Below are 16,841 nucleotides of genomic sequence, written 5' to 3'. Positions count from 1 at the left end.
ACAGCACTTAGACTCGGGCGTAAATGTGCCTTTGGGTATCCCCGTTCGATTGTCGATGTCGGCTGTGCGAGGCGCACGGCTGGTCCGGCCTCGGGGATGATCCCCGCTCATCGTCCGTGCGCTCGGCCTACGTTCACTCCTCCGTTCGCTCGCCCTGATACGTCCCCTCGTAGACGTCGTCGTGATCGGCCACAGCGAGGACGAGTTGCGCGACGCGGGCGCCGCATTCGAGCCGGATCGGGTGATGCACCTGCAGCAGCCCCTCGCCTTTGCCTTCGTACCCAGCGTCCCAGACCGCCGTATTGAGCATACAGGAGTTGCGCATCAGGGTCGATCGGGGGTACAGAAAGCCGACGTGCTCGTCGGGGATCGCGATCGTCTCGGCGTACTGAAGGATGTACCCGCCCGGATCGAGGTGGAAGACGTCGTCGTCGGCACCGACCGATTCGCGTTCGCCGACGGTCTTGTCGTCAGTGCCAATTCGCCCGGGAGCGATCTGTTCGAAGACGTCGGCGAGCGTGAGATCGACGCCGTTCGGCTGGATCTGTGCGTCGTCGACGGGGTCGATACACCTCGCGACGAACGAACCGGCGCGGAACATATCGGAACGGCCGCACCCACGCGCAAAACCGTATCGTTCTCGATGCCGGATCGTGTTCCACAGCAACGCTACGATACCTCTCGCGGGTTGAAACGCCGTGAGCAGGGTTCCGACCCGTCTATGCGGTCCGTTTCCCGAACGTCGGCGGAACTGGCGGAGCGCGTTTTCTTGATATCAAATTAGGACAGAGTATGTGTATAAGGTGCATATATCTGACCTCAAACACGCGGGATTTATACTTGTAGACGGTCGATTCACGGACGTTATGGGACAGACGCTTACGGAGAAAATCCTCGATGATCACCTCATAGAGGGCGAACTCGAACCCGGAGCGGAGATCGGGATCGAGATCGACCAGGTCCTCGCACAGGACACGACCGGAACGATGGTCTGGCTGCAGTTCGAGGCGCTGGACCTCGATGAAGTCCAGACAGAACTGGCGGCGCAGTACTGCGACCACCAGACCTACCAGTTCGACTTCAAGAACACCGACGACCACCGCTTCCTACGGTCGGCGGCCGGCACCTACGGCGCGTACTTCTCCCGCCCGGGCAACGGCATCTGCCACAACGTCCACAAGGAGAACTTCGCCGCGCCCGGCAAGACGCTGCTCGGCTCGGACTCCCACACCCCGACGCCCGGCGGCCTCGGCCAGCTCGCGATCGGCGCCGGCGGCCTCGATATCTCCGTCGCGATGGGCGGCGGGCCCTACTACGTCGAGATGCCGGAGGTCGTCAACGTCCGCCTCGAAGGGGAACTCCCCGAGTGGGCGACCGCGAAGGACGTCATCCTCGAGATGCTCCGCCGGCTCTCGGTGAAGGGCGGCGTCGGCAAGGTCTTCGAGTACACCGGCCCCGGCGTCGAGACGCTCTCGGTGCCCGAGCGGACGACGATCACCAATATGGGCACGGAACTCGGCGCGACGTCTTCGATCTTCCCGACCGACGAGGAGACCCGCGATTACCTCGCCCGGCAGGGCCGCGAGGACGAGTACGTCGAACTCGCTCCCGACGAGGACGCCGAGTACGCCGACGAGGTCGTCATCGACCTCTCGGAACTCGAACCGCTCATCGCCACCCCGTCGATGCCCGACAACGTCGTGCCCGTCCGCGAGGTCGCGGGCGAGTCCGTCGAGCAGGTCATCGTCGGCTCCTGTACCAACGGCGGCTACGAGGACATCCTCCCGGCCGCGAAGATGCTGAAGGGCCGCGAGATCGATATGAAGACCGAGATGATCGTCGCACCCGGCTCCAAGCAGGCTTCGGAGATCCTCGCCCGCGAGGGCTGGACCGCCGAGATGATGGCGGCCGGCGTCAACTTCTCGGAGGCGACGTGTGGTGCCTGTATCGGCATCGGGCACGTTCCTTCCTCCGACTCCGTCTCGCTGCGGACGTTCAACCGCAACTTCGAGGGGCGCTCGGGGATCGAAGACGACTCCGTGTACCTCTGCTCGCCGGAGGTCGCCGCCGCGGCGGCCATCAAAGGCGAGATCGTCGACCCGCGTGACCTCGCAGAGGAACTCGGCGATCTGGAGGCGCCCGGCATCGAACTGCCGGACCAGTACGACGGCTCGAAGACCGACATCATCGAGCCCGAGGAGGCCGTCGACGATGGACTCGTCAAGGGGCCGAACATCGGCTCGGCGCCGATCGGCGAGCCGCTCGAGTCCGACATCCAGGGTGAGGTCCTCCTGAAGATGGCGGACAACATCACGACGGACCACATCATCCCGGCCACCTCGGACATCCTGATGTACCGCTCGAACATCGAGAAGCTCTCGGAGTTCACCCTCTCGCGCGTCGACGACACCTTCGCCGAGCGCGCGCTCGACGCCGACGGCGGCGTCCTCGTGGCCGGCGAGAACTACGGCCAGGGCTCCTCACGAGAGCACGCGGCGATGTGTCCGCTGTACCTCGGAATCGAGGCCGTTCTCGCTCAGTCCTTTGCCCGCATTCACAAGGCGAACCTGTTCAACTTCGGGATCGTCCCACTCTCGATCGACGAGGAGACCTACGAGAAGATCGACCAGGGCGACGACGTCGAGATCGTGACCGACGTCGCAGAGGCCGTCGCCGCCGGCGAAACCGAGTTCACCATCCGCGTGAACGACGACTGGGAGGCGACCGCCGAACTGGACGCCTCCGAGCGCGAACGCGGCATCCTCAAAGCGGGCGGCAAACTCCGCCTGACCAAAGAGCAGTACGCCGACGACGGCGGTAGCGGTGCGACCCCCGCCGACGACTGAAAGACACGCTGCATCCTATTGTAGCGTTTGCAAGTCTTCGCTCACACGATCGCACGCAGTCATACGATCGGATGAGCAATCAGTTGCAAACGCTACTATAGCAGTCCTCGTCTCCCGACGCGCTTTTTTTCGTGCCACCCCACCGGGCGAGTATGAACCTCGAACAGAACGTCGGTGGTCGCGATCGACTCGTCCGTGGACTGCTCGCAGCCCTCCTGACCGTCGTCGCCGTGCAGGCGCTGCGGCGCGGCAAGCGGAAAACCGGCCTGCTGGCCGGCGTCGGCGCGCTCGGCTTCGGCTTCAACGCGACGACCTGTTTCTGCGGCCTGAACGAAACCCTCGGCCTCGACACTACTGAGGAGTGAACGCGCCGAATCGACATCCTCACGCTATCTTCCGCCGTTGGACGTGCAGAATTCGGGCGGCACATCACACACGGGATAGTTCGAAAATTCGATAATTTTTATCTGTTTAATAACCACCAAAATAATAGTAATAATAAATATCTTTTCTATTTATTATAAGGAAATTTATAAACAGCCAAGAAGATCACTTCCAGCGGTTCGGTAGGGCAAAGCAGCAATCTTGATACTCATATATTCACGTGTTAGCGCCCAATTTGGGCCGAGAAATCGAACCAAAGCACAGCTAGGTAGCCTCGTCAAGTACAGGAATAGCTTGTCAATCCATTATAATACAATGTATATAGATTATTTTATATATTATTTTTTCACTCTGAGTCCGCGAACAGAATCGGCCTCACTATGTCGTCGAGAACGCCTGCGGCGATGGTACGGGGCGGACGAGTTCCCGCCCTACGGCTCAATGGATTTTGCGAAGCTACAGCCCATTAGACGGATCTGACGACTTCGGCGTGTATGACTTTCTGAAAGTATAACAACGATGATTGCGAACTCCCCGGTTATGCACCACAGTTCGACCGTCGAGGTGCCGGTAGTGAAGGATCTTTCCCGGATCGCGGCGGAAAACAACCCGGACAAGGTCGCCTTCGGTAACGACGTCGACGGCGAAACGGTCACGTGGTCCGAATTCGACGACCTGAGCAACCGGGCCGCAAACGCGTTCGGCCAGTACGTCGGACAGGGCGATCGAGTTGCGCTCCTGTGTGAGAACTCACTCAGACATACGGTCCTCTGGAACGGCGGCCTGAAGGCGGGCTGTACAGTCTCGAATCTCCACATCCGCGCGTCGGCGAACACGCTCGAACACTGTATCGACACGCTCAGGCCGAAGGTCCTGGTCGTCGACGAATCGACTTCCAAAATATACGAGGAGAAACTCCAGGACAAGATCACGACCGACCTCGACGCCGTCGTCACCGTCGGGGACGCACAGACTGACTACGAGGAAGGGTACGACTCGTTCCTCGACGGGCAGCCGGCGACGGAACCGGACGTGCGCGTGCGCGAAGACGACGTTGCAGTCGTGATGTGGACGTCGGGAACGACGGGCGAACCGAAGGGCTGGTGTCACACGAACCGCGGGCTGTACTTCCGCGCGAACACCCTGGTGAGCGTCTACGAACTCCACCGATCGGCCCGACAGCCACACGTCTTCACCCCGTCGTTCGCGGCGTGGTATTCGGTCGTGTTACCCGCGCTCGTCTCGGGGGCGACCACCTACTTCCTCCGTTCGTGGGACCCCGAGGACTATCTCCGGATGATCGAGGCCCACGATCTGACGTCGGCACTGCTGGTGCCGACGATGTGGCGCGAGATCCTGAACCTCGACAACTTCGAGGAGTTCGATCTGGGTTCACTCGGGGCCATTATGTCTGCCGGGGAAGTCTTAGACGCGACGACGCTCACGCGCCTCCGGGAGAACGTCTGCGAGGTGGTGAAAAACTCCTACGCGGCAACTGAGGCGTACGCGACGGTGATGGAAAACGCGGAACTGACAGAGGAACGCGTCGAGAGCGTCGGCAAGCCCGTCCCCGGCGTCCAGCTCCGGATCATCGACGAGGACGGCAGTTACAACAACACCAAGCCGCCGGGGGAGGTCGGGGAGATCGCGGTCAAAGCCCCCGACTGTCCGGTCTGGGCCTGGGGGCGGACCGAGAAGACCGAACAGGTGTTCGAGGACGGCTGGTGGTACTCCGGCGACCTCGGCTACAAGGACGAGGAGGGGTTCGTCTACCTCGAAGGGCGGACGGACCTGATGATCATGTCGAAGGGGATCAAGGTCTACCCATCGCCGGTCGAAGAAGTGCTCAACGCCCATCCCGCTGTCAACGAATCGGCGGTCGTCGGCGTCGAGGACGACGAGTACGGCGAGAAGGTGACGGCGTACATCTACGCGTCGGACCCGGATCTCACCGCCGAGGAACTGGACGAGTGGTGTCTCGACAGCGACGAGATCGCGCGGATGGAGCGGCCGCGCGAGTACCGCTTCGTCGAGGAGTCGCTACCGAGAACCTCCACCGGCAAACTCGATCGACTGAGTGCCAAAGACGAGGATCTCGAATGAGACTGCCAGCCGTTGCACGGCCATCCCAGATAGCCCGGGGGCGCGGATTTCTCTCCCCCGCATACTCTCTCGTGAGAGGCATCTCGGCGCGGTGATACTCCGGGCTCGATATTGGCGAGTGGTTCCATCTACAGAGAAGATTTTTATATTATGAACTTGCTTGCCGGGATCGGCCGGCTTCGCTACCGAAATCTTAAGTAGTGAACGCGAGTCCAGTGGAGTGGAATCCTACGATGAGCGAACGAGCGTGGTCTTTCAGCGATAGTATGGCAGCGGCCGTCGAGAAGGCGGGCAGTCCCGTCGAACTGACCCGTGACCTCGGTGTCGGACAGTTCACCAAGGTCCCGGACGAGATTACAAACTGGATCGAGGAGCAGCGCTCCTGGCGGGAGACCGTCGCCTTCGCCGACCAGTCGTATCATATGACGGACCACTACGTGGAGGGGCCGGACGCCCTCGAACTGTACTCCGACGTCGCCGTCAACAACTTCGACAACACCGAACCCGGCAAGGCGAAGCAACTCGTCGTCGCCAACCCCAACGGGAAGCACATCGGCGACGCGATCTGGTTCCATCTCGACGACGAGACGTTCCTGAGTGTCGGCAGTCGCCCGGCTCACAACTGGCTCCAGTATCAGATCGAGACCGGTGAGTACGACGTCACCGGCGAGATTCAGGGCCGACCGGTCGCGACCGGCGACGATCCGAACAACTTCCGGTTCCAGGTCCAGGGCCCCGAGGCCATCGACGTGATGAAAGAGGTCGCCGACGACCCGCTCCCGGATCTCGGCTTCTTTAATTTCGATTCCATCTCTATCGAGGGCCACGAGGTCCACCTCCTCCGCCACGGGATGGCGGGCGAGGCCGGCTTCGAGTTCTGGGGCCCCTACGACATCAGCGACGAGATCAAGGAGATCGTGATGGACGCCGGCGAGGAGTACGGCATCGAGCACCTGGGCGCAGAGTCCTACCAGACGCCGAACGCGATCCTCGGCTGGATCCCGCTCGTCGTGCCCGCGATCTTCGACGAGGGAATGGAAGAGTACCTCGAGTGGCTGGACGTCGGCGACGGACTCCTGTCGATCGGCGGGAGCTACGAGTCCGACGACATCACGGACTACTACTTCACCCCGATCGAACTGGGCTACGGCCACATCATCGACTTCGATCACGACTTCATCGGCAAAGAGGCCCTCGAAGCCGAGATCGATGATCCCGCGCGCCAGAAGGTCACGCTGGTCTGGGACCCCGAGGACGTCGTCGACGTCTTCGCCTCGCTCTTCCGGGAAGGCGAGACCTACCAGTTTATGGACTTCCCACACCCGCGGTCGGCCGCCTGTCCCTACGACACGGTGCTGAAGAACGGCGAGCAGGTCGGCGTCTCGACGGACAAGAGTTACATCTACAACGAGCGGGACTTCATCTCGCTTGCCGTCATCGACACCGAGTACAGCGAACCAGGCACGGAGGTCTCCCTCATCTGGGGCGACCCCGAAGACAACGACAACAAGCGGGTCGAACGCCACACGCAGAAGGAGATCACCGCGACCGTCGCAAACGCACCGTACAGCGAAGACAAGCGCTAAACGACCCGGACTGACCTCCGGCGTCGCGTCTGTCCCACTCGACTCCGTTTTTCGGCTGCATCCACGCAGCCTTCGATATCTCGCAGGCGGATGCTATCGTCATCGATACGCCCGAGCGTGCGAACGATGCACGATCGGGAGCCGTCGATCGGCAGTTCGATCGAGTAACTGCAAAGTACCCCGAAGGTCTCGGAACCGATATGACACGCGCACTCGTCGATCAGGATATCACGCCGACGGATCGGTTGCTCGACCAGCTGGACGACTCCTGGGAGGTGACCGTCGGAATCGACGACGATCCGGCGACGCTCCGGGAGGAACTCCCGCAGTACGACGTCGTGTTCGTAACGTCGCGGATCCCGCTTTCACAGGAGGTCATAGCGAGCGCGCCCCGGCTGTCGTTGATCGGGAAGCTCGGAACCGGCATCGACTCGATCGACCTGGATGCGGCGCGCGAGGCGGGGATCACGGTGACACACACGCCCGGCCACAACGCCCTCTCGGTCGCGGAACACGCGCTCGGGCTGACGCTTGCGATCGCGCGACGGCTCCCGACCGCGGAGGCGCTCATCGAGGAGGGTCGGTGGCGTGACGAGTACCCGCTCGGGACCCGAATTTCCGGCTCCACGGTCGGCATCGTCGGGTTCGGGAACGTCGGCAAACGCGTCGGGATGCTCTTTTCGGGGTTCGACGTCGACGTCCTGATGTCGGACCCGTACGTTCCGAGCATCGACGCCGAGTTCGTCCACGGCGAGCAGACCGATCTGGAGAGCCTGCTGTCCGAGAGCGATGTCGTGATCCTGACCCCGGAACTGACCGAGGAGACGTGGGGGCTGATCGGCACAGCAGAACTCGACCGGATGGACTCCGCGGCGCTTTTAGTGAACGTCTCCCGCGGCCCGGTCATCGACGAGGACGCACTCGTCGACGCGCTTTCCGCCGGCAGGATCGGCGGTGCGGCCCTGGACGTGTTCGCGAGCGAGCCCCTCGGCTCCGAATCACCCCTCGTTGCCCTCGACAACGTCGTCACGACGCCCCACATCGCTGCGATGACCGGCGAGTGTCGCGCAGGCAACATCGACCAGCTCGTCGAGAACGTTACCCGACTGCGACAGGGTGAGGCCATCCTCGACCGGTACGTCGCGGTCGACGCCTGATACGCTCGGTCGTCGTTCTCGTCTCCGGCTTCCGAAGAGCCCAGAAAGCAGACTATCAGCCCTGATACGCCCGATCGCATCCCATCTTGGGATGGTGTCGCGTATCCAACCGACTCGGGCAGAGGCTGCAGCCGACAGGCGGTCGACACGTAACAGATCCCGCCATCGATAATTCTGCTCTGTTGTTACATCCGACATTGTCGGTATTCTGCTTCAACCCTCCAGCGGAGCGTCACGCATCCGATCGAGCGTGCGGTCACATAACGGACGTACAAATGTTATTGTAAATTCGCATCTCTGCCCGTCCGAGCGCGTCGAAGGACGGGGCAGGGTGATCAGACCGACAGCGCCGACTGAGGTCCCGGTGTCATTCCTTACTTGCGAAAAGTAATCCGATATGCTCGTAAATAAAAGTCAGATGGACAGCACAAACCGTTGCTCGATCCCCGCTTCGCGCACTGGACAGCACACCGATATCACCCCGTCACCGAGCCATCAGCAGCTTTCGGAGCCGACCGGTCACGAGACGAGGGACATCGGCCGGGGAATCGAATACATCCGTGTACCGCAGTGAAGCCGCTGTGTCGCCCAGGACAAACCCATCAGCTCACGGATATATCCGAGTAAATCGGGAGATTCACGTCGGTCGAACGCGACGCACTAGTATGGCCACCGACCGTACTTCGCTGACCACTGTCACGCGGGCGTTCGAGGTACTCGATCTCCTCTGGGAACTCGACGGGGCAGGACCATCCGAGGTCGCCCAACGAATGGAGATGCCGGACAGTACGGTGTACGATTATCTTCGATCACTCAGCGAGACCCAGTACGTGACGCGCGTCGATGGCGAGTACCGGTTGAGTTCGTACTTCCTCACGATCGGCGGGAAAATGAAGTACCGAAACCGCCTGTTTCAGGTCGCAAAGCCGGAAATGAAGCGGGTCGTCTCCGAAACCGACGAACTGGTCGGGCTGACGATCGAAAACGAGGGGCGGGCGATCGTCTATCACCAGGAGGAGGGCAGACAGGCACTCAATCTCGGAACCTACACCGGAGTCGCGACGCCGATGCACACCGTCGCAACCGGTAAAGTGATCCTAGCGCATCTGCCGGAGGAGCGAGTCGACGAGATCATCGCCGAGCGAGGGCTCGAACAGCGGACCGAGCACACCATCACGGACCCCGAGGTACTGAAGACGGAACTCGACCAGATCCGTGAGGACGGGTATGCAGTCGACTGGGACGAGCAGGTGATCGGGATGGGGATGGCTGCAGTCCCGATCCTCGTCGAGGACGGCGTCCTCGGGTCGTTCGGACTCGTCGCCCCCACGGGCCGCATCCGCGAGGAGGAGTACCAGGCGGAGTTCCTCCAGAAACTCCGGGAGATGGCGAACACGGTCTCGATCAACTACCAGTACGGGAACTGATCGCCACGGAGACGATGCCCCATCCTGTCGGACTGCTGATAACCGGCAGCGACGTCGGAGGCGAAATTTTATCAGGACAGTACTCCAACTCGAAGTATATGAAATTCCTTTCAAAGATTCGTTCCGCCGTCCTGCGTATCGCGGCAGCCGGTATCGAGACACGACCGTCCTCAAACACGCCTTCGTATTCCACCAATGGCTTCTAAGGGACTCACGGGATCGGAATCGCGGGCAGCCGCCGAATCACTTCTCTCGGATCCGCGGTTCGAGTTGATGCCGTTCGATAGCTTCGGCGAACAGGTCGCCCACCTCCCGGACGGCGCGACGGTGACGATCACCGCCTCACCGCAGTTGGAACTCGAAGCGACAATCGCGACCGCCGAGGAGGCTGCCGAAGCGGGCTACGAGGTCGTCCCGCACGTCTCCGCGCGGTACGTTCGCGGACCCGACCACCTCGCAGAGATCTGTGAGCGACTGCGCGCTGTCGGGATCACGGACATCTTCGTGCCGGGCGGCGATCGCGAGGAGCCGATCGGCGAGTTCGAGTCGGCCTACGATATGCTCGTCGCACTCGACGACCTCGACTACGAGTTCGAGGAGATCGGGATCACGGGCTACCCGGAGGGCCACGATTTCCTCTCGGAGGAGACGCTCGCCGACGCGATGGAAAAGAAGGCACCGTACGCGACCTACATCGCGACGCAACTCTGTTATGACCCGAACGCGGTCTTAGCGTGGATCGACGGAGTCCGCGACCGCGGCATCGACCTTCCGATCGAGGTCGGCATCCCGGGCGTGATGAAATACGAGAAGCTCCTGAGCATCTCCCAGAAGGTCGGCGTCGGCGACTCGGTCCGCTTCCTCCAGAAGACGACGGGCATCGTGGGATTCATCAAGCAGTTCATCGGCTCCCGCGGACGGTACAGACCGGACGAACTCGTCGATGGGCTCGCGCCGCACGCCGAGGAGTACGGGATCCGTGGCCTCCACATCTACACGTTCAATCAGGTTTCCGATACCGAAGAGTGGCGACTGGGCCGGCTCGACGCGTAGGCGACGAGAAGCACCAACCGCGGGGAGACGGTCGCCTCTCCCGGGCCAGCCGCCGGGCATCGGTATCCACCGTCACTTCCAGTTGTGCCGTGCTGCTCCGGATGTACCGGAATGTTTACCAGCGTCGGAGTGGAGATATCGGGTATGATTGGAGAGATCGACCACATCGAGATCGAGGCGAGCGACGCAACCGAGATGGCCGACTTCCTGAAGAAACTCGGCTACGAGGAACTGCGCCGCACCGAACACCACGGCGAATCGTTCGAGCTCGAACCCACAGACGGCGAGGGTCCGATCTTCGAGATCCACACCGTCGAGGGAGAGGAGGTCCCCGGCATCAACCACATCGCGTTCGCGGTCGAGGACATCGAAGGCATCACCGGGGACTTAGAGGAGAAGGACGTCGATTCCATCGTCGGCCCGTACGACGTCGAGGCGACCGGGCGGAGGATCACGAACTTCCGCGACCCCGACGGCCGCCGCTTCCAGATCGTCGACGACGAGTAACTACGGCTCTACAGCGGTCTTTTTGCGGCCAGTAGACCGCAGCACTGGGTCGACGAGATTTCCGTAGCAGGCGGCGTCGCCGCCATCGGAACGTATAACCACGTCGCTGCCGCACCGGGGCCTATGCAGCAACAGAACGGCTTTCGGGCGGCAATCGAGAACGGTGACGTCGTCTTCGGGGCGCGCTCGTCGACGTTCTCGCCGGCAGTGATCGAAATCTACGGGGAACTCGGCATCGACTTCGTCTGGCTCGACTTCGAGCACATGGGACCGAGCCCCTGGGACAGCACGGTCTTCGAGGAGTTGACGCGGGCCGCGGAGGTCGGCGGCACGGAACTGTTCGTTCGGCTGCCGAGCGGCGATCCATCCCTCGTGCGGAAAGTCCTCGACGCCGGCGTCCGGAACATCTTCGTTCCGCGTGTCGACACCGCCGAGGAGGTCCGCAGCGCGGTGAAGGCCACACGGTTCGAGTACGACGGCGACGCCGGCGAACGGGGGATGGCCAGCGGCCGCTCGCGGACCTGGGGTCTCGGCGGCGAGGACTACATTGCGACCGAAGACGAGGAGGTGTGTCTCGGCGCGATGATCGAGAAGACCAGTGCAGTCGAGAACCTGGACGAGATCCTCTCGGTCCCCGATCTGGGGTTCGTGTTCATCGGTCCCTCCGATCTCTCCGTGCAGCTGGGTCACCCCGGCGACAAGACCCACCCGGACGTCACGGAAACGATCACCGAGATCCGCGAGGCGGCCCACGACGCCGGAATCCCCACGGGCGTGATCGCCAGCGACCCGGACGCTATCGAAACGGCCGTCGAAGACGGCCATCAGATCATCCGGATCGGCGGCGACCTCTCGTCGGTGACGTCGGTGATAGGCGAGCGGCTAGAGGCAGTCGAGCAGCTCCGGTAGTCGGATCCGGAGTAACCGTTTTTTCACCGAACCTCATAGCGGGTGCTAATCGAGCCCGACAAATGGCTTCTCGCAGACACTTCCTCGTCGAAGGAATTATTATACGCGAAGACAGCTACACTGGACGTATGTCCTCAAACCTAGCCAGACTCGGTCACGTAGCGCTCGAAACCCCGGACCTCGACGGCTCGCTCGAATTTTTCGTCGATGCCGTGGGGTTCGAGGAGGTTGTTCGCGACGGCGACACCTCGTATCTGCGCGCCGTCGACGAGTTCGATCATCACTCGATCGTCCTCTCGGAGGCCGCAGAATCCGGTGTCGACCACATCGGCTGGCAGACCGAAGCCCCGGAGTACCTCTCGGAGTTCGAAACGATCCTCGAAGACGAGGGAATCGAGGTGACCTGGGTCGACGCCGGCACGGAGCTCGGCCAGGGGGAGGCGATCCGCTTTACCACGCCGACCGGCCACGAGTTCGAGTTCTACTACGAGATGGAAAAGCCCGATCCGCCGGCCGAGCGCCGCTCGAAACTGAAGAACAAGACCTACTCGCGAACGACGACGAACCCCATCGCCCCGCGTCGGATCGACCACACTCAACTGTGGGATCCCGAGGCCAACGACTTCCGCGAGTGGCTGCAGAATACACTCGGCTTCCGCGTGCAAGAGCGCTACAACCGCGCAGACGGCTCCCGGTGGGGGACGTTCCTCAGCGCCAACGGCAACAAGATCGAAGCGGCCGTGATCGAAGACGAGGACGCGAGCAACGAACCCGCGCTCCACCACATCGCCTACAAGGTGGACTCCGCCGACGACCTCTTCGGTGCCCACGACGCGATGAACGAACACGGGATTCCGACGGACGGGATCGGCCAGCACTCGATCTCCCGCGGGAAGTTCCTCTACGTGCGTGACCCCGTCAGCGGCCACCGGATCGAATTCAACGCCGGCGGTTATCTCGTCTTCGACCCCGAGTGGGAGCCGATCGAATGGGAGGAGGGCGATCTGGAGGACCGGCAGTGGATCGGCCAGATCGAGTCGAAAAAGCGGGTCGAGTATTAGAGTACGGCGCCACGCGTCTTCCGAGTTTCGGGCCCGTTCACAAGATCGGGTTCGTTTCTACGACACGCAGACCAGCAATCTGAGGAGACCAAATAAATTGGAATTGACATACACATTCAAATTATATTTATAGGAGATATAGATAGAATCAGGAATCGAAAACGGGAGGATCCGTCCTGCTGATTGGAAAGGAAGTCTGAATAGTCTCCTCTTAAAGAAATTATCCCACAGTATTTGCGGATATATTTCTGATATTTCTTTAATATGAGCTATAATTTATATCTGTCATCAGATTGACTACCGATACATCCACTAGAATCTCGCACAGTATAACTTACACTTTTACGACTAATTCATCCAATTATATTTTATTTGTTATATCTGCAGACACCAACTCCGCCCGCTGATTGTTCGACACGAAAAGAGTCTGCAGGCCGTCGGCACGAGCGCAGGACGTCCGATTCGATCGATCAGAGGGTTCGAGGATCAAAAGCAGTCGCTGAGGTGCTGGAATGCGGGAGAAGTGGGCCGGCGCAGATTCGAACCACGCGAGACCGCAGGTCTCGCTGGCCCTCGCTCGCTTCGCTCGCGAGGATGCGGTTACGGCCACCTGTCGATCGAATGAGAACGAAACGCGGGAGAAGTGGGCCGGCGCAGATTCGAACTGCGGTTACGGCCACCCGAAGGCCGAAGGATACCAAGCTACCCCACCGGCCCGCACTCGTTACGTCGCCGTTCGTTCTTTTAACGCTTCCGAACACGCGCGGCGTCGGGCGACACTGGAGCCTGCGCCGTCCTCTCGTCACTCGAAGTACCGGTCCCGGTGGCGACGACAGCCGGGGTTGAACGCTGCACCACATTCCGGGCAGGCGTCGTCGCCATCGAGATACCGTCTGGCGGTCAGGGTCGACCCGCAGACGCCACACAGCACGGCGGGTTCGTCGAACCGGTCCCGTGGCCACGGTTCCGTGTCGTGATCCGCCGTCTCGGCGTGACAGGCGTCGCAGGGCGAAAACGTCTCACAGCACCCGAACCGGAGCGCGACGACGTCGACGTCGTCGTCCCAGTGTGAGCACCGCGTCTCGGGATCCACGGCGATCCCACAGAGCGGGACGGGAAAGCGGTCATCGAACTCGGGGAAACGCGTCGTCCGGCGTGAGCCCCCACTTTCGTCGACGGTTTCGCGGTCGCGGTTCTCGTCGTCGCGCATCCGTCAGTACGTTGTGTACCCCTCAGTATCAAGATAATTGTGCGCGACAGTGATCGCGTGGTCGGCGTGAAGTACTTCCGGACCGAGGCGGACCCGCTCGTCGGCGGCGTCCGAAAGGAGCGCGGCCTCCTGATCGGTGAAGTTCCGGTGATCTGAGAGCACGAACAGGGGTTCGTCGGGTGGATCGACGGCTGCGACGGGAGTACCGTTTTCGTGCAGTTCGACGACGGTCGCCTCGGAAGCGAGATCTTCGAGCGTCGCCTCGAATCCCATCCGTCGGACCGAGACACCCGGCGAGCTTTCGGCCGGCAGATGGCCGATGGCGTCCTGGCGCTCAGCCAGTGCGCCGCGGATGAGCGCCGCCGTACTCCGTTCGTCGGGATTCAGACGCCTGAGCTCCTGCCCGTCGAACTGGATGGTGAACGTATCGTCGAGGACCAGATGCACCCGCACGTCCTCGCGAATCGCGTGCGAGAGGAAGAAAGCGCTCGTGACACACCGACAGAGGACGTCGAGCCGACCCGCGCCGCCCGCGAGATCGTCGAGCGAGAACTCGGGTGTCGTCGGGGCGTCGTGACCGACGAGGAGGAACTGTCGCATAGGCCTGCTCTGCGCTCGATCGGCAAGAGTGGTCCGTTCGCGGCCGGCGCGATATGCAGTCGAAAAAAGTCTTCGGGGACGTTCGAGTCGGTCTACGGGGTCGCTGTCGGTCGCGTCGGCGCGCTCCCGCTCTGTTCGGACGACGGCGGCGAGGGCGCGTTCGACGTCTTCTCGCCGCTCACGAGGAAGTCCGCGAGGTTGCCGATGAGCGCCTCATTGTCGGCGACGTAAGCGTTCGTCGGCGCGAGGAAGTCGGTGTCGCCGACGATGGCGGCGTCACCGGACTGTGCCGCGACGGCGTAGGTGTCGGCGCGGCGCGTCGTCGAGAGGCGGGTCTGCTCGACTGTCGAGAGCGCGGTCTGACCGCCTGCTGAGCTAACCGCGACCGCATCGTCGACGACGACTCTCTCGACGCCCTCCGAGAGCGACCCGCTGCCAGGCGTCGCGTAGACGCGCTTGAAGTTGTGCTGGTACTCCTGCATATTGAACAGGTAGCCCGAGTGGGCCGACACGCCGAATGTCGAGCCTATCCCGGGGCCTCCGTTCGACGGCTGGGGGCCCCCGAATCCGAAGAGGCTGAACACCGATCCGCCGGCGGAGGCCGGATCCGAGAGCAGCACGACGCGTCCGCCAGCCTCGTTGAACGCGCGGACGCCAGCGAGCTGCTCCGGGGTGTACGGCTCCTCCGGGTTCGCGACGAGGAGCGCGTCGGCGTTCCGAAGCGACTTGTTCCAGGCCTGCCCGCGGGCCTGCTCTCGGGTCACGAACCGGACCTCGTGACCGTTCTCGACCAGCGTGGTCACGAGTGTCGAGAGCTTCTCCTCCGAGAGCTGGTTCCCGTGCGCTCGGTCGACGAGAACCGTCTTGCCCGATGCGTCGCTGTCCATCGTGATCTCGCCGCTCTCCTCGGCAGGAGCGACGCGAACTGCATCGAGGTCGGTCTGTCGCTCGGCGAGGTTTGTCACCTCGGGGTCGTCGCCGCCGGAGACGAGCGGTATCACCGCAGCACCGCCGACGATGACGGCGACGATCACGACGAACGCGACCGTAGGTGCGACGAAATCACGCGCTTGCATTGGCTGTCACCTCCGGATCGTGAATGGGGATTTCGTCCACCATCAACGGTTGCGTGACGGGGGCGAGGCCGTTCGTCCGATCGCTTCGCTTGTAGATTTCCGTTCCATCATCGGTCTGGCTGGCGAGGAAGATGAGACCGAACGAGTTCGGTGGCTCCTGCCTGACCACGTCGTAGTCTTCCATTCCGGCCAGCTCCGCGGCGCGATCGATCGCTGCCGGAAGCGCGCCGATCCGGTCGGCGTAGCCGTTCTCGACGGCCTCCGGACCGAGGTAGGTCTTCGCGTAGGCGACCTCCTCACGCGAGAGGGAGATGTCCTCGCCCCGGTGCTCCATCACACGGCCCACGAACTGCCGCTTGAGGGACTCGACCGTTCGGAGCCGCTGGTCCGAGGTCGGCTGTGCCTTGTCGGGGCCGGTTCTGATCACCGAGTCCGGGAAGGGGACGCTGCCGCCCGAGCCGATCACGCCGACGCTACCCACCTGCGCCGAGGAGAGAACGTAGATCTCGTCAGCCGGGAGCATTCCGTAGTAGGCCCCGGACGCGCCGACGCCCTGTACGGAGGCGACGACCGGCATCTGTTCTGCCGTTCGCAATACTTCGAGGTACAATCGCTCGCTGGGAGCGACGGCCCCACCACCGCTGTCGACTTTGAGGACGACCGCCTTCACGGACTCGTTGGTCCGTGCGTTGCGGAGGTCCTCGGAGATTCCGTCCACCGTTGTCGCAGAGATAGTGCCGGAGATCGTGATCACCGACACTGTCCCGTCGGAGCTGGCGGACGTCGCGTAGTCGTGTGCAACGGGGGCGAGTACCGCACTCACCAGGACGGCCGCGACGACGGCCACGACGAAAAGCGCCCTGGCCGACGCCACGGGTGAGTTGCTTTGCATACTGCGTCTCGACCGAGTCACCAGGAGGGT

15 protein-coding genes and 1 tRNA gene are annotated in these 16,841 nt (G+C 62.3%); 10 read left to right on the top strand and 6 right to left on the bottom strand.

From position 1 onward, the window contains the following. Positions 1 to 133: 133 nt before the first annotated feature. Positions 134 to 601 carry a deoxyuridine 5'-triphosphate nucleotidohydrolase gene (locus RJT37_RS16720; protein WP_313686229.1) on the bottom strand — a complete coding sequence of 156 codons (468 nt, stop codon included), beginning with the start codon at positions 599 to 601 and terminating at the stop codon, positions 134 to 136. Positions 602 to 866: 265 nt separating this feature from the next. On the opposite strand from RJT37_RS16720, the gene RJT37_RS16715 reads away from it, so the two are divergent. The 10 genes from RJT37_RS16715 (at position 867) to RJT37_RS16670 (ending at position 13,033) form a co-directional block, all read left to right on the top strand. Next, entirely contained in the window at positions 867 to 2,846 is a 1,980-nt protein-coding gene (locus RJT37_RS16715) for an aconitate hydratase (protein WP_313686227.1), read from the top strand. Between the two features lie 152 nt (positions 2,847 to 2,998). Continuing rightward, positions 2,999 to 3,211, top strand: a complete 213-nt coding sequence (locus tag RJT37_RS16710; protein WP_313686225.1) for a YgaP family membrane protein — start codon at positions 2,999 to 3,001, stop codon at positions 3,209 to 3,211. A 592-nt stretch (positions 3,212 to 3,803) separates the two neighbouring features. After that, on the top strand, positions 3,804 to 5,333 hold the full coding sequence (locus tag RJT37_RS16705; protein WP_313686223.1) for a class I adenylate-forming enzyme family protein: 1,530 nt from the start codon (positions 3,804 to 3,806) through the stop codon (positions 5,331 to 5,333). A gap of 233 nt (positions 5,334 to 5,566) precedes the next feature. Next, complete coding sequence (locus tag RJT37_RS16700; RefSeq protein ID WP_313686222.1) at positions 5,567 to 6,919, top strand: hypothetical protein; 1,353 nt, start codon at positions 5,567 to 5,569, stop codon at positions 6,917 to 6,919. A 200-nt stretch (positions 6,920 to 7,119) separates the two neighbouring features. Beyond that, on the top strand, positions 7,120 to 8,076 hold the full coding sequence (locus RJT37_RS16695; RefSeq protein ID WP_313686220.1) for an NAD(P)-dependent oxidoreductase: 957 nt from the start codon (positions 7,120 to 7,122) through the stop codon (positions 8,074 to 8,076). Positions 8,077 to 8,741: 665 nt separating this feature from the next. After that, a complete protein-coding gene (locus RJT37_RS16690; protein WP_313686218.1) occupies positions 8,742 to 9,503 on the top strand; it encodes an IclR family transcriptional regulator in 762 nt (253 codons plus the stop codon). Between the two features lie 195 nt (positions 9,504 to 9,698). Next, positions 9,699 to 10,556, top strand: coding sequence for a methylenetetrahydrofolate reductase (locus tag RJT37_RS16685; RefSeq protein WP_313686216.1), 858 nt, complete (start codon positions 9,699 to 9,701; stop codon positions 10,554 to 10,556). A gap of 144 nt (positions 10,557 to 10,700) precedes the next feature. Further along, on the top strand, positions 10,701 to 11,063 hold the full coding sequence (locus RJT37_RS16680; protein ID WP_313686214.1) for a VOC family protein: 363 nt from the start codon (positions 10,701 to 10,703) through the stop codon (positions 11,061 to 11,063). A 123-nt stretch (positions 11,064 to 11,186) separates the two neighbouring features. Continuing rightward, on the top strand, positions 11,187 to 11,972 hold the full coding sequence (locus RJT37_RS16675; RefSeq protein WP_313686213.1) for an HpcH/HpaI aldolase family protein: 786 nt from the start codon (positions 11,187 to 11,189) through the stop codon (positions 11,970 to 11,972). Between the two features lie 128 nt (positions 11,973 to 12,100). After that, the gene (locus RJT37_RS16670; protein WP_313686211.1) at positions 12,101 to 13,033 is read left to right on the top strand and encodes a VOC family protein; all 933 of its coding nucleotides are present in this window, start codon (positions 12,101 to 12,103) and stop codon (positions 13,031 to 13,033) included. A gap of 644 nt (positions 13,034 to 13,677) precedes the next feature. On the opposite strand, the gene RJT37_RS16665 is transcribed toward RJT37_RS16670, so the two are convergent. From RJT37_RS16665 to RJT37_RS16645, 5 genes are all read right to left on the bottom strand, one after another. Then, positions 13,678 to 13,750, bottom strand: a tRNA-Pro gene (locus tag RJT37_RS16665). An 85-nt stretch (positions 13,751 to 13,835) separates the two neighbouring features. Beyond that, the gene (locus RJT37_RS16660; RefSeq protein ID WP_313686210.1) at positions 13,836 to 14,243 is read right to left on the bottom strand and encodes a CHY zinc finger protein; all 408 of its coding nucleotides are present in this window, start codon (positions 14,241 to 14,243) and stop codon (positions 13,836 to 13,838) included. Between the two features lie 3 nt (positions 14,244 to 14,246). Beyond that, positions 14,247 to 14,843 carry a tRNA (pseudouridine(54)-N(1))-methyltransferase TrmY gene (gene trmY, locus RJT37_RS16655; protein ID WP_313686209.1) on the bottom strand — a complete coding sequence of 199 codons (597 nt, stop codon included), beginning with the start codon at positions 14,841 to 14,843 and terminating at the stop codon, positions 14,247 to 14,249. Between the two features lie 92 nt (positions 14,844 to 14,935). Next, entirely contained in the window at positions 14,936 to 15,919 is a 984-nt protein-coding gene (locus tag RJT37_RS16650; protein ID WP_313686207.1) for a motility-associated ABC transporter substrate-binding family protein, read from the bottom strand. Beyond that, on the bottom strand, positions 15,906 to 16,811 hold the full coding sequence (locus RJT37_RS16645; protein WP_313686206.1) for a S49 family peptidase: 906 nt from the start codon (positions 16,809 to 16,811) through the stop codon (positions 15,906 to 15,908). Before RJT37_RS16645 ends, RJT37_RS16650 begins: the two co-directional genes overlap by 14 nt. Between the last annotated feature and the right edge of the window lie 30 nt (positions 16,812 to 16,841).

The organism is Halobellus marinus, assembly GCF_032113415.1.
Lineage (GTDB): Archaea > Halobacteriota > Halobacteria > Halobacteriales > Haloferacaceae > Haloquadratum > Haloquadratum marinus.
The sequence above is the reverse complement of the archived record's forward strand: the minus strand, read 5'-3'. Positions and strand labels throughout refer to the sequence as shown.